This window comes from Streptomyces sp. NPDC059679 (assembly GCF_042734105.1).
In the GTDB taxonomy this organism is placed as follows: domain Bacteria; phylum Actinomycetota; class Actinomycetes; order Streptomycetales; family Streptomycetaceae; genus Streptomyces.
In genome coordinates this window covers 102408-115337 of the sequence record NZ_JBHWES010000036.1, presented here as the reverse complement: position 1 = coordinate 115337, position 12930 = coordinate 102408, and the positions used below count along the sequence as shown (strand labels likewise).

13 protein-coding genes and 1 pseudogene are annotated in these 12930 nt (G+C 70.6%); 7 read left to right on the top strand and 7 right to left on the bottom strand.

All coding sequences use genetic code 11. The features are described 5' to 3' along the window. From ACFV2X_RS32035 to ACFV2X_RS32025, 3 genes and pseudogenes are all read left to right on the top strand, one after another. Positions 1-286: pseudogene (locus tag ACFV2X_RS32035) on the top strand (integrase); the annotation flags it as partial. Further along, on the top strand, positions 286-828 hold the full coding sequence (locus ACFV2X_RS32030) for an integrase core domain-containing protein (RefSeq protein ID WP_385623194.1): 543 nt from the start codon (positions 286-288) through the stop codon (positions 826-828). The pseudogene ACFV2X_RS32035 and the gene ACFV2X_RS32030, both read left to right, overlap by 1 nt. A 214-nt stretch (positions 829-1042) precedes the next feature. Next, on the top strand, positions 1043-1612 hold the full coding sequence (locus ACFV2X_RS32025; RefSeq protein ID WP_385623200.1) for a MarR family winged helix-turn-helix transcriptional regulator: 570 nt from the start codon (positions 1043-1045) through the stop codon (positions 1610-1612). A 34-nt stretch (positions 1613-1646) separates the two neighbouring features. Here the strand turns inward: ACFV2X_RS32025 and ACFV2X_RS32020 are convergent, their stop codons facing one another. Genes ACFV2X_RS32020 through ACFV2X_RS32010 form a run of 3 tightly spaced genes read right to left on the bottom strand, consistent with a single transcriptional unit; the run spans position 1647 to position 4720 of the window. After that, positions 1647-2042 (bottom strand): ATP-binding protein, encoded by a 396-nt coding sequence (locus ACFV2X_RS32020; protein ID WP_385623192.1) that lies wholly within the window; start codon positions 2040-2042, stop codon positions 1647-1649. After that, positions 1993-4065 carry a SpoIIE family protein phosphatase gene (locus ACFV2X_RS32015; protein ID WP_385623190.1) on the bottom strand — a complete coding sequence of 691 codons (2073 nt, stop codon included), beginning with the start codon at positions 4063-4065 and terminating at the stop codon, positions 1993-1995. Before ACFV2X_RS32015 ends, ACFV2X_RS32020 begins: the two co-directional genes overlap by 50 nt. Continuing rightward, positions 4043-4720 (bottom strand): TetR/AcrR family transcriptional regulator, encoded by a 678-nt coding sequence (locus ACFV2X_RS32010; RefSeq protein WP_385623188.1) that lies wholly within the window; start codon positions 4718-4720, stop codon positions 4043-4045. Before ACFV2X_RS32010 ends, ACFV2X_RS32015 begins: the two co-directional genes overlap by 23 nt. A 119-nt stretch (positions 4721-4839) precedes the next feature. On the opposite strand from ACFV2X_RS32010, the gene ACFV2X_RS32005 reads away from it, so the two are divergent. Genes ACFV2X_RS32005 through ACFV2X_RS31995 form a run of 3 tightly spaced genes read left to right on the top strand, consistent with a single transcriptional unit; the run spans position 4840 to position 7701 of the window. Continuing rightward, positions 4840-5961, top strand: coding sequence for an aminomethyltransferase family protein (locus ACFV2X_RS32005; protein ID WP_385623186.1), 1122 nt, complete (start codon positions 4840-4842; stop codon positions 5959-5961). A 19-nt stretch (positions 5962-5980) separates the two neighbouring features. Beyond that, positions 5981-6826: a formyltetrahydrofolate deformylase gene (gene purU / locus ACFV2X_RS32000; protein ID WP_385623184.1), complete on the top strand. Its 846-nt coding sequence runs from the start codon at positions 5981-5983 to the stop codon at positions 6824-6826. Positions 6827-6846: 20 nt separating this feature from the next. Beyond that, complete coding sequence (locus tag ACFV2X_RS31995; RefSeq protein WP_385623182.1) at positions 6847-7701, top strand: bifunctional methylenetetrahydrofolate dehydrogenase/methenyltetrahydrofolate cyclohydrolase; 855 nt, start codon at positions 6847-6849, stop codon at positions 7699-7701. A gap of 257 nt (positions 7702-7958) precedes the next feature. Here the strand turns inward: ACFV2X_RS31995 and ACFV2X_RS31990 are convergent, their stop codons facing one another. The 3 genes from ACFV2X_RS31990 to ACFV2X_RS31980 form a co-directional block, all read right to left on the bottom strand. Continuing rightward, positions 7959-8450 carry a hypothetical protein gene (locus tag ACFV2X_RS31990; RefSeq protein WP_385623180.1) on the bottom strand — a complete coding sequence of 164 codons (492 nt, stop codon included), beginning with the start codon at positions 8448-8450 and terminating at the stop codon, positions 7959-7961. Between the two features lie 320 nt (positions 8451-8770). Continuing rightward, positions 8771-9472, bottom strand: a complete 702-nt coding sequence (locus ACFV2X_RS31985; protein WP_385623177.1) for a gamma-glutamyl-gamma-aminobutyrate hydrolase family protein — start codon at positions 9470-9472, stop codon at positions 8771-8773. Further along, the gene (locus ACFV2X_RS31980; protein ID WP_385623174.1) at positions 9469-10959 is read right to left on the bottom strand and encodes an aldehyde dehydrogenase; all 1491 of its coding nucleotides are present in this window, start codon (positions 10957-10959) and stop codon (positions 9469-9471) included. The genes ACFV2X_RS31985 and ACFV2X_RS31980 overlap by 4 nt, the downstream gene beginning before the upstream one ends. A 111-nt stretch (positions 10960-11070) precedes the next feature. On the opposite strand from ACFV2X_RS31980, the gene ACFV2X_RS31975 reads away from it, so the two are divergent. Beyond that, positions 11071-11781, top strand: coding sequence for a type 1 glutamine amidotransferase (locus ACFV2X_RS31975; RefSeq protein ID WP_385623172.1), 711 nt, complete (start codon positions 11071-11073; stop codon positions 11779-11781). Positions 11782-11786: 5 nt separating this feature from the next. Here the strand turns inward: ACFV2X_RS31975 and ACFV2X_RS31970 are convergent, their stop codons facing one another. Then, entirely contained in the window at positions 11787-12893 is a 1107-nt protein-coding gene (locus ACFV2X_RS31970) for a class II histone deacetylase (protein WP_385623170.1), read from the bottom strand. Positions 12894-12930: the final 37 nt, after the last annotated feature.

Here is a 12930-nt window from a genome sequence, read left to right as displayed (position 1 = left end):
AGCGGCATCCAGATGCCACGAATGAACTCGATCACGGAGCGCTGGATACAGACCTGTCGCCGCGAGCTCCTGGACCGGACATTGATCTGGAACCAACGACATCTCCTCCACACCCTGCGCGAGTTCGAGCAGTTCTACAACGCACACAGGCACACCTGGCCATCGCGAACGCAGGCCACTGCACCCCTTGCCCCCACCGATCGACGATCCCGACGCGTTAGCCCGCCTCGACATACGCCGACACGATCGCCTCGGCGGCGTCCTCCACGGATATCAACATGCGGCGTGCCCTGCACGGATGAGATTTCCGGCAAGGGCAGAGTCCATGTCCTGGGCGTCACCGCCCACCCGACCGGTGCGTGGGTAACCCAACTCGCCCGCAATCTGCTGATGGATCTCGAGGAGAGCGCCGCTGGGTGCTTCCGGTTCCTCATCCGTGACCGGGACAGCAGGTTCACCGCCGCGTTCGACGCCGTCTTCGCCGGCAACGGCACAGCCGTCATCCCAACGCCACCGCAGAGCCCCCGGTCCAACGCGTTCGCCGAACGATGGATACGCACAGCCCGCGCAGAGTGCACCGACCGACTCCTGATCACCGGTGAACGACACCTGCGCACGGTCCTCACCACGTACGCGGAGCACTACAACGCGGGACGGGCCCACCGCAGCCGCGGCCTACGAGCGCCCGACGACGACCCGAACGTCATCCCCCTGCCCGCTGCCGCGGTCAGGCGTCGCCAGGTACTTGGCGGACTGATTAACGAGTACCACACCATGTCGCCCCGGCTGCCTCACCGTCCACCGGAAGAGCCCAGCTCAGCGGCCTGATCGGAATATTGACACCCTTCAGTTCAGTTCAGCTTCAAGGCCCGCAGCAGGTCCGAGGCCAGAGGAAGCTGTCCGCGTGGGGTGCGAGCATGCAGCGCCCCGAGCCCGGACGGGTCGACCCCCATGAGGTCGAGGGCAATGAGGCACCGTATAATTTGGGCCCGAACAATTCTCATGTCTCATGGCTTCTCAGGCGGCCCGAAGGAGCGTGCTCGTGCCCGGCCATCGATCCATCGCCGAAGCCGAGAAACTGGCAGCGGCCAGGCTCGGCGGTATCCCCGTCCGGCATGACCAGATGGCCGTTGTCGCCAACATCTATCGCGCCGCCTCGGCGGTGCGGCAGCACCTGGAGAACTCCGTGCTGCGCGGCGTCGACCTGACCTGGACCGCCTTCGTGGTGCTCTGGGTCATCTGGATCTGGGGCGAATCGGAGACGCGGCACGTGGCCGAAGAAGCCGGGATTTCCAAGGGCACGCTCACGGGGGTTGCCCGGACGTTGGAAAGGCGAGGGCTTGTGCAGCGAGCAGACCATCCCACCGACGGAAGGCTGGTGCTGCTGAGCCTGACCGACGAAGGGGAGGAGCTTATGCAGCGCCTCTTTCCGGCGTTCAACGAAGAGGAAGCCTTTGTCACCGGGCGGCTCAGCGACGCGGACTGCCGGACCGTCGCCGACGGACTGCGCCGGGTGGTGCTGCAGGTGGAGGAGGACGGCGAGGAGCGCCGCCAGGATCTGTTGGGCGGTGCCGCCCCCGCGCCACGCCGCAGCGGCCGCCGTAAGGCCTGAGCCGCGACAGTCCCGGACCAGGGAGCCCGGATCGCTACAGGTCGAATTGCTCGCCTGCGAAGGTTCCTGGCATCCTGGCTGGAACCAGCGACACCTCGGTCCAGATGGTCTTGCCCGTTGGCGTGTATCGGGTTCCCCACTGCTGCGTGAGTTGCGCGACCAGGAACAGACCTCGGCCGCCCTCGTCCTCCATCGCAGCCCGCCGCAGGTGGGGCGAGGTGTGGCCGCCGTCGGAGACCTCGACGATGAGGCCACGTTCCCTGATGAGCCGCAGACACACCGGAGCGCCGCCATAGCGGATCGCGTTGGTGACCAGTTCGCTGACGACGAGCTCGACGACGAACGACGCGGCTTCGTCGACTCCCCAGGCGGCCAGCTGATCAAGGGCCAGCGACCGCGCTCTTGCCACTTCTCCGGCGTCGGAGGCCACGTCCCACGTCGCCACCAGGTTCTCGGCCAGGGCATGGACGCGGAGCAGCAGCAGTGCGGCGTCGTCCTCGGGGGGGCTGGGGCAGGAGTGTGGTGATGACCTTGTCGCATGTCTTGTCCAGTTGGCCGTCCTCGGGCCCGGCGAGTGCGGTGCAGAGAGAGCTGACTCCCGCGTCGATGTCCGTGTGACGGTTTTCGACGAGTCCGTCGGTGTAGAGGGCGAGCGTGGCGCCTTCCGGCAGCTCGATGTCGGCGCATTCGAAGGGCAGGCCGCCCAGGCCGAGGGGCGGTCCGGCGGGAAGGTCCACGAGCTCGGCGTGTCCGTCGGGGGTGAGGAGCACGGGCGGCAGGTGGCCCGCCCGCGCCATGACGCAGTGCCGGGAGACCGGATCATAGATCGCGTACAGGCAGGTGACTCCCAGTGCCTGGTCCTCGGCCTCGGCGGGCCCGGAAGGCGGGGCGCCGGTGCGCGCCACGAGGTCGTCGAGACGGGCGAGCAGTTCGTCCGGCGCGAGGTCGAGTGCCGCGAGCGCCGCGACGGTGGTGCGCACCCGGCCCATGGTGGCGGCCGCGCTCGTACCGTGTCCGGCGACGTCGCCCACCACCAGCCCGACGCGTGCCCCGGAGAGGGGGATGACGTCGTACCAGTCCCCTCCGACGCCGGCGGGCCCGGCCGCGGGCAGATAGCGGTGAGCGACCTCCACACCCGGTTGCTGGGGCAGGGTGCGGGGGAGTAGATCACGCTGGAGCGTGAGCGCGGTCGCGTGTTCTCGGGTGTAGCGGCGGGCGTTGTCCAGGCAGACCGCGGTGCGGGAGACGAGCTCTTCGGCGAGTTGGATCTCCTCGTGCTCGAAGGGGTCGGCGTGTCGGGAGCGTGCGAAGGCCACCGCGCCCAGGGTGGCGCCACGGGCCTTGAGGGGAAGGGCGAGCATGTGGGTGGCCGCGTCGGTGGCCGGCGCGTTCTGGGCCAGGCACCGCAGGCGGACGGTGTCCAGTGCGTCGTACGCGGTGTCCTTGGCCGCGGCGTGATCGGTGCGGTGAGCCACCTGGCACAGGGTGGGGTGGGTGGCGAAGTGTTGTGGTTCCTGCCCGCTCAGGACGGCTTCGACGATGTCCACAGTGACGGCGTCGGCGAACTCGGGGACCACGAGTTCCGCCAGATCTTGGGCCGTGCGCCGGATGTCCAGGGTCCTTCCGATACTGCCGCTGGCCCGGCTGAGCAAGGCAAGACGCTGGCGCGCCACATAGCGGTCGGTGATATCGAGGCCGGCCTCACAGACTCCGATCGGCCGGCCGTCATCGTCCTGAAGCCGGAAGTAGGAACAGGACCAGACGCGTTCGTGACGGGGGTCGAGGAGAGTGGAGCTGCGGTAGCGGACGTCGATCACGGGTGCGCCGGTGCGGGCCACGCGCTGGACGATCTCTTCGACGCTCGTGGCTGTCCCCTCCCCCTCCCCCAGCACCTCGCCCTGCGGCAGGATGTCCTTCACGAATCTGCCGACAGCGTCCTCCAGCGGGATTCCGAACTGTTTTTCGAGCGCGGTGTTGATCCAGCGCACCCGAGCGTCCGTGTCGTAGACCACCAACTGGACGGGCGCTTCCCGGTCGAGTCCGTCAAGCATGGCCCGGCCGATGGCCTCCCGGTGCGCCAGCTCGGCGTCCACGGCCGTCAGCAGCCACCCGGTCGCACCCGCCCCCAGGGTGAGCGGGGTGAGAGACAAGGACACGGACACCGGGCGGCCATCACCACGGCGGACCGGCCGAGGGCCGAGCGACCATGCCGCACCACCGCCACCAGCTGCTGAGACGCCGGCACCCGTCTCGGTGTCGGCCAGGACGGCGTCGGCGGGCCGGCCCAGGACTTCTTCGGACGCCAGACCGAACAGCTCCTCGGCTTCCCGGCTCCACCCGGTGAACCGCAGGTGCTGGTCCAGCACCGCGGTCGCGCCGCCGGGCGCCGGTATGACTGAGGAAAGCCTGCCGTGCGGCCGGACTGGCCGGTCACGCCCTTTGAAAATGCTCATCATCGCCGCTCCTGGTGCAGGAGAGCTTCGGCTCATTCAATGTACCGCCGGGCGCCCTCGGTGACGCCTGCGCGCGATGGGCCGCGAGGAGCCGGCGCAAGGCGTCGACACTCTCCTCGGTGCGGTCCGGTGCGCCGGACGTGACCTGGTGGAAGACCAGGCCGTCCAGGGCCGCGAAGACGATCTCCGTCATCTCCTGCGACACGTCGAAGCAGGCCAGTGCCTCGCGGACGGCATCGCGGTAGGCGTCGTAGAGCAGGTCGATGTGGTGGCGCAGTTCCGGCCGTCGGCTGGATTCGAGCTTCAGCTCGTACTGGAACGCCTGCAGATCCGGATCGGCGGCGATGAACCCGGCCAGCGTCGCGGCGAAGTCCTCCAGCCGGCCACTGGTGGGCACCAACGACGACGTCTCGATGCTGCGCCGCACAGCCCAGCCCAAAGCCTCTTCGAGCAGGGCGTCACGTGATCCGAAGTGGTGGACGACGAGGCCGTGGGTCACACCGGCCTCGGCAGCCACGGACCGGTACGTCAGCTTCCGCAGTCCCCCTCGCGCGACGACTCTGATGGCCGCGGCCATCAAAGCTTCCCGTCCCTGACCGTATCCGGGCCGATTGTCCTGGCCGCCAGTCCCCTCCTCGACCACCGTCTTGGTCATGCACCCCCCTTTCCTCTCCCCCCTACGCACTCTCACAAGGGAATCTATCCTATTGACAAGTTATCCGAATGGATAGATTCTCGGCGGTGCCTCACTTCCTCCGCCTCACTGGAGTTCCTATGGCCCTGCCCGAAGGACTGCGCAGCACCCCGTTCTCCCCGCGGTACGACGACCGCGTCGAGGAGTGGATGGACGTCTACGGCCATGCCGTGCCCCTGTTCATCACGGACCCGGCCGAGGAGTACGAGGCATTCCGCACCGCCGCCGGTGCGCTGGACTACTCGATGCTCTACAAGTGGCACGTCGAGGGCGAGGACGCGCTCGCCACCGTCGAGGCCGTCTTCTCGCGGAGCGTCCGCGGGCTCGGCGCCCGTCGTATCGCCTACGGCGTGGTCGTCGACGGGGACGGCTTCATGATCGACGACGTGACCGTGGCCGTCCTCGCGCCCGGCCATGTGGTCGTCACCGGCGGCAACCCCGCCACCCAGCAATCGCTGACCGCGCACGCCCCCAACGGCACCACGGTCACCGAGCGTCGCGACGAGTTCGCCGTACTGACCGTGCAGGGACCGCGCAGCCGCGAGGTTCTCCAGCGGCTCACGCACGTCGACGTCTCCAACACCGCCTTCCCCTACTACACCTTCATCCGGGACGTCCTGGTCGCCGGCATCAGTGCGCAGGTCAGCCGGATCGGGTTCACCGCCGAACTCGGCTACGAGATCCAGGTGCCGCGCGAGCGTGCGCTGGACCTGTGGGACGCGGTCCTCGACGCGGGGGCTGACCTCGGGGTGAAGGCCGCCGGCGCGCTCGCCCTCCTGACGTGCCGCACCGAGGCCGGGATGATCATGGGTGAGCTGGAGTACGACCACACCGTCACCCCGTTCGAGTGCCGGATGGGCTGGGCGGTCGACTTCGACAAGGGCCCCTTCCAGGGCCGCGACGCGCTGCTCGCCAAGAAGGGCACCGCGCCGGGGCGTGTGGTCAGCGTCGTCGTGGACGCCGCGCCCGAGGCGGCCGAGGGCGCGCGGCTGGAGCTGGACGGACGGGACGTCGGCTACGTGACGATGGCCGTGCCCTCGCCCGTGCTCGACGGCGCCACCCTGGGGCTCGCCCGTGTGCACCGTGACGCGGTGAAGTCAGGGACCGTGTTGACCGCGGTCGCCGCCGACGGTTCCAAGGCCGACGCCACGGTGAAGCCCACCCCCGTGTACGACCCCGAGCGCACCCGCGTACGGGCCTGAGCCGGAAGGCACCGCAGCCATGCAGCGCTACATCCTGACCGTCAGCTGTCCCGACCAGCCGGGCATCGTGCACGCCCTGTCCGGTGGCATCACCGAGGCCAAGGGCAACATTGTGGAGAGTGCCCAGTTCTCCGATCCCGGCACCGGCACTTTCACCATCCGGGTGCTCCTGGAGACCCCGCAGGCCGACGTCGAGGGCCTGCGGGACGAGCTCTCCCCGCGCCTGGCGCGCTTCGACCCCGTGCTGTCCCTGCGGCCGGAGCAGCAGCGGCGCCGGGTCCTGCTGATGGTGTCGAAGTTCGACCACTGCCTGGTCGACCTCCTCTACCGCTGGCGTCTGGGCGAACTGCCCGTCGACATCCCGCTCATCGTTTCCAACCACCCCGACCTGGCGCCCGTCGCGCAGCGCTACGGTATCCCGTTCGTCCACCTCCCTGTCACCCGCGACACCAAGCCGGAGGCGGAGGCCGAGCTGGTGCGGCTGGTCGCCGAGCACCGGGTCGACTTCGTGGTCCTCGCCCGCTACATGCAGGTCCTCTCCGACGACCTGTGCCGCAAGCTGTCGGGGCGGGTCATCAACATCCACCACTCGTTCCTGCCGGGCTTCAAGGGCGCCAAGCCGTACCACCAGGCCCACGACCGGGGCGTCAAACTCATCGGCGCCACCGCCCACTTCGTGACCGCTGACCTGGACGAGGGCCCGATCATCGAGCAGGACGTGGTGCGTGTCGGACACCGGCACACCGCGCCGGAGCTGGTCGCCATCGGCCGGGACGTCGAACGGGTCGTCCTGGCGCGGGCGGTGCGTCTGCACGCCGAGGACCGGGTCGTGCTGACCGGCTCCCGCACCGTCGTGTTCTCCTGACCCGAGAGGTTCGTACGACCATGACCACCGCGACGCTGCTCGACGGCAAGGCCGCGGCAGCCGAGATCAAGGCCGAACTCACCGCCCGCGTCCAGGCGTTGAAGGCATGGGGCGTCACCCCGGGCCTGGGGACCATCCTGGTCGGCGACGACCCGGCCAGCCACTCCTACGTCGGCGGCAAGCACCGCGACTGCGCCCAGGTCGGCATCGCGTCGATCCGGGTGGAGCTGCCCGCCACCGCATCGCAGGCCGACGTCGAGGCCGCCGTGCTCCGGCTCAACGCGGACCCGGCCTGCACCGGCTTCATCGTCCAGCTGCCGCTGCCGGCCCACATCGACACCCACGCCGTACTGGAGCTCGTCGATCCCGCCAAGGACGCCGACGGGCTGCACCCGGCGAACCTCGGGCGCCTCGTGCTCGGCATTCCCGGGCCGCTGCCCTGCACGCCCCGCGGCATCATCGACCTGCTCCGCCGCAACCAGGTGGCCATCACCGGCAGACAGTTCTGCGTGATCGGCTGCGGCATCACGGTGGGCCGCCCGCTGGGCCTGATGCTGACCCGAAGCACCGAACACGCCACGGTCACCCTGTGCCACGAGGCCACCCAGGACACCGCGGCCCACGCCCGGGTCGCCGACGTGGTCGTGGCCGCGGCCGGCGTGGCCCACCTCGTTGGGCCCGACTGGATCAAGCCGGGCGCCACGGTCCTGTCCGTGGGCATCACCCGGACCGTGGAGGGCATCCTCGGGGACGTCCACCCGGACGTCGGGCAGGTCGCCGGCTCCCTGGCCCCACCGGTGGGCGGGGTGGGGCCGATGACCCGGGCCATGCTGCTGACCAACATCGTCGAAGCCGCCGAGCGCGGCCGGCCCTGACGGGAAAGCTGCGGGGCCGAGCCTGTTCGGGCTCGGCCCCGCAGCCGTGTGCGCGCCGGCGGGCACCGGCGGCGCCGGGGCCGGGCAGGCAGTACGCGCGCATGCTCGCCGTCTGCCCCAGCCCACAGGGCCCGGCGAGCCGTACGCACGATCACAGGCGGCCGGCGTAGAAGGTGTAGCGCTCCAGCGGTTCTCCCTCGTGGCCCCATGGCCAGGGCGTCACCAGGCCGTCGATCGCGGTGAACACCGGTCGGGTGTCACCCGTGCGGCCGGTGCGCACCAGGCAGTAGGCAAGCAGCCCGAGGTCGGCGACGGCGGCGGCCTGGCGCAGGTGACCGGGGGCTCAGCCAGGAGGTCAGCGCCTGACCCACCCATCGCACGACGTGCGGTTGTGTCCAGTAGCGGCTCGCCCCCAGCGCCCGGACTCCTCCTCCGTCCAGGTCGCGGTGGTACTGCCGCACGGCGGCCGTGGGCGGCAGGCATGCCGCCGGAGCGTCCGGCGGCATGACGGCGACGACGTCGTCGAGGAAGTCCCGCAACGCGCTCTGGCTCCTCTGCTCCTCCGGGGAGAGATAGCCCAGGATCTGCAGATGCGCCTGCCGGTGCCACGGATCACGCGCGCGGATCTCCTCCCAGACCGGTGCGAGCTCGGCACGGGGCAGCCCCAGCGACCGCAGCGCCGCCAGCGCGCCCACCCAGGGCGTCGGATCGCCCGGACGCGCCTCGGCGGCGAGGCGGCAGAGCGCCAAGGGCACTCCAGGGATCCGTGGCCCGTTCGGCCCACCCGGCGAGAACCAGCGCGTCAGGGTCGCGCGGTCGGCGCTTGTGCCACCCGCGGGCCAGCGCGGGAGCAGCCTGCGCGAGCACGGAGATCCGGTGGCAGCGGCGGTCCCAGTCGGGCCCGGTGTCCCGCAGGAGCTGCTCGATCCGGGCGATGGCGAGGTCCTGTGGGCCCGGGCCCCGCAAAGAGGCGATACCTCTGGGCACCCGGCCCAGGGCCGCATCGTCGAGTTCCGGGGACAGTCGGGGCTTTGGCCGCCTGGTGCTGCCGAAGAATGTCATTGCGGTGTCAGCGTCTGTCGTGGGCGGCTCGGACCAGGGCATCGAACAGTCCCTGCTGGGTGGGGTCCTCGTGGGCGGTGTCCTCCGGGTGCCACTGGACAGCGGTGAACCATCCGTGGACACCGGGAAGTTCGAGCCCCTCCACGGTGCCGTCGGCCGCGCACGCGGTGACCGCGAGTCCCACGCCGGCACGGTGGACGCGCTGGTGGTGGTAGCAGGACGCCTCGACCTTCTGCGCGCCGGTGGCCTGCTCCAGCAAGGTGCCACGCTGGATCGCCACGGGGTGGACGACATGCCGGTGCTCGCGTTCCGGGCCGCCCATGTCCTGCTCCAGGGTGCCGCCGAGGGCGACATTGACGACCTGGAGTCCTCGGCAGATCGCCAGCAGCGGCAGGCCCGAGTCGATGGCCTGGCGGGCGACCTCGATGTCGAAGTCGTCCTGGAGGGCGTCGACGTCGTAGACGCTCTCGTGCGTGTCGGTTGCGCCGTAGCGGTGCGGGGCGAGGTCTCCGCCGCCGGGGAGCAGGACGCCGTCGAAGCGAGCGAGACGTTCGGCCACGTCTGCGGAGGCGGGGTGGATGCTCGCCGGCTCGCCGCCCGCCCGCCACACCGCCTCGATCAGCGCGCGGGCGCCCACCTCGGCGGCGTAGCGCAGCGCGGAGGTCGTCGCGGAGAAGCGGGCGGGGATCGCGATCAGGGGTCGGGTCACAGCTGGATCCAGGTGGTCTTCAGTTCGGTGTACTTCTCGATGGCGTGGGCGGACTTGTCGCGGCCGTTGCCGGACTGCTTCATGCCGCCGAAGGGGACGGTCAGGTCGCCCTCCTCGTAGCAGTTGACCCAGACGGTTCCGGCCCTGAGCGCCCGGGAGACCTGGTGGGCGGTGGACAGGTCGGAGGTCCACAGGCCGGCGGCGAGGCCGTACTCGGTGTCATTGGCGAGTTCAACAGCCTCGTCGAGGTCGTCGAAGGTGAGGACGGACAGGACGGGGCCGAAGATCTCCTCGCGGGCCAGCCGCATGCCGGGGCGCACGTGGTCGAAGACGGTGGGGCGCAGGAAACTGCCGCCGGTCTCGGCCAGGGTGCGGCCGCCGCCGACGCGCAGGCGGGCGCCTTCCTCGAGGCCGGTCTCGATGTGGCCGAGGACCCGTTCGAGGTGGCTCTCACCGGCCATTGCACCCATCTCGGTCGCCGGGTCGAGCGGGTCCCCGACGACCAGTTCCCGGGCTCGCGCCACGATCGCGTCGGTGACCTGTTCGGCGATGGAGGAGTGCACCAGCAGCCGGGAGGGGGCGGTGCACATCTCGCCCTGGTTGAAGAAGATGCCCCAGGCGGCGGTGGCGGCGGCCTTCTCCAGGTCGGGCGCATCCGGGAAGATGATGTTGGGGGACTTGCCGCCGAGTTCGAGCCAGACCCGCTTGAGGTTGGAGTCGGCCGCGTAGTGCAGGAAGTGACGGCCCACGGCGGTCGAGCCGGTGAAGGCCAGGACGTCGACGTCGGGGTGGAGACCGAGGGCGCGCCCGGCGACGGGGCCCTTGCCGCTCACCACGTTGAGCACACCCGGCGGCAGGCCGGCCTCGGTGGCGAGCCGGCCGAGCAGCAGGGCCGAGAGTGGCGAGTTCTCCGACGGCTTCAGTACAACGGTGCAGCCCGCCGCGAGTGCCGGAGCCACCTTCCAACCGGCCAGCGTGAGGGGGAAGTTCCACGGCACCACCGCGCCCACGACACCGGCCGGTTCCCGGGTGACCAGCGCCAGGGCATCGGGGGCGGTGTGGGGCGAGGCGTCGGTGAGTTTGTCGGCCAGTTGCCCGTACCAGCGGAACGTGTTGATGACGGCGCGCAGCTCGATCTCGTACGCGTCCGTGATCGGCTTGCCCATCTCCAGGCTGACGGTCAGCGCCAGTTCCTCGCGGTGCTCTTCGAGCAGGTCGGCGATGCGCAGCAGGATCCGGCCGCGGTCGGCCGGTGCGAGGCGGGGCCAGGGGCCGGAGTCGAAGGCCCGGCGGGCGGCGGCCACGGCCGAGTCCACCTCTTCCGTGCCCCCGTCGGCGACCTGGGTCAGCATCTGGCCGTCGCGGGGGGAGACGGCGGCGAAGGTCGCCCCTGACCCGCCCTCGTCGACACCGTCGATGTGATGCGCGCCGGCCGGGTCCAGTGCCTTGGCCCGGCGCAGCCATTCCTCGTGGGTGATGTCCAGCATGCAGAACCTCCGGATACTTTATTTGATTCCAAACGATATGGTGTGGGCTCAGCCGTCACAAGCGTTCACGGATCGATCCGACGGGTCCGTGAACCCGGGAGGGAGCCCACCGTGCGCGCACTCGTCATCCAGCACGACCACGTGACCGATCCCGGTCCGGTCGGGGCCCGGCTCGCCCGGCGCGGATACGACCTGCACGTCGTGACCGTCGTACCCGGACATCGCCACCACGCGCCGGACGTGGCCTTCGACTTCCCGGCGGCCGACGGCTGGGGCCTGATCGTGTCGCTCGGCGCGCCCTGGTCGGTCTACGACGAGACGGCCGTGGGTTCCTGGATCGGCGGAGAGCTGGCGCTGTTGCGCAAGGCCCACCACCTCGGTGTCCCGGTGCTCGGGGTCTGTTTCGGCGCTCAGGCGCTGACCACCGCGCTCGGGGGCTCGGTCGAGGCGTCGCCGCGCCCGGAGATCGGCTGGGTCCGGGTCGACACCGACGATCCCGCACTGATCGGCCCGGGCCCGTGGTTCCAGTGGCACTACGACCGCTGCCTCCTGCCACCCGGAGCCGAGGAGGTGGCCCGCAACTCCGTGTGCACCCAGGCGTTCCGGCTCGGGCGGAGCCTGGGGATGCAGTTCCATCCGGAGATCACGCCCGCCACCGTGCGCCGGTACCTGGAGCTCGGCGGCGCCGAGCAGTGCCTGCAGCACGGCGTGGACCCCGGGGAGCTGCTCACCCGGACAAGGGACCTGGCGGCGACGGCCCGCGCGAACGCCCGCCGCCTGGTCGACGGGTTCCTCGATCGGGTCGCGGGCACGGCCGACTGACCGTCTCATGCGGGCAGCACCAGCGCGGCGACCTCGTCGACCAGCGCCTTCTGGTGCGGCGCGAGGTCGTGTCCCGTCATCCCGCCGACCACCGGGAACAGCGCGTCGTCCAGCACCTTCACCCCGGCCAGGGTCTCGATGACGGCGTGCCCGCAGAACGGCACATAGAAGAGGCTGTAGCCGCCTTCCTGCACCATCGCCACCCTGCCGTCGCAAACCTCGGCGGCGACCTGGAGGACCTGCTCGGTCATGCCCCGGAAACCGCGGCTGGTCACCAGCTGGCGCGCGAGCGGGTCCATCGCGCCTGGATCGGACCCCGAGGCGACGACGATGAGTTCCGGGGCGAAGGCGCGCAGGGAGGGTACGACGACCCGTTCGAAGGCGTAGAGGTAGCCGAAGTCGCCGGTACCGGGCGGCATCGGAATGTTGATCGCGCTGCCGGGCGCCGATGGCCCGCCGCGTTCCGTGAGATGCCCGGAGCCGGGCGGGAAGCAGCCGTCCTGGTGCACGGAGAGGGTCAGGACGTCGGGCTCTTCCCAGAAGACGGACTGGGTGCCGTTGCCGTGGTGGACGTCCCAGTCGACCACCGCGACCCGCCGCACGCCCAGGGCGGCACGGCCGTGCGCGACCGCGATCGCCACGTTGTTGAGCATGCAGAACCCCATGCCGGTGTGGGCCGGGGCGTGATGCCCGCATGGGTGGACGAGCGCGTAGCCGTTGTCCACCCGTCCGGTGACGACCGCTTCGACCAGTTCGATCGCACCGCCCGCGGCGAGCGCCGCGATCTCGTAACCGCCCTTGCCGAAGGGGGAGATGCCGTCGCCGGCGTCACCGCCCTTGGGCAGGGTGCTCTCACGCCGCAGTCGACCGACGTGTTCGGGGGTGTGGACCCGCAGTACCTCTTCCTCCGTGGCGTGTCGTGCCTCGACGCGTTCCAGATGGCCGATCAGGCCGGACACGGCGACGAGCTCGTGCAGCCGCCGCTTGGTGTCGGCGTGTGCCACATGGTGGCCGAACGGCTGGAGCCCGGCGGCCGGATCGGCGGGGAACAGCCCGCCGCTGCCGCTGTCGGCCCAGCCGAACAGCTCGTGCCACACGTATCCCGAGCTCAAGTGAATCCTCCGTGGGCGGGTGGGAGCCGGACGTGGC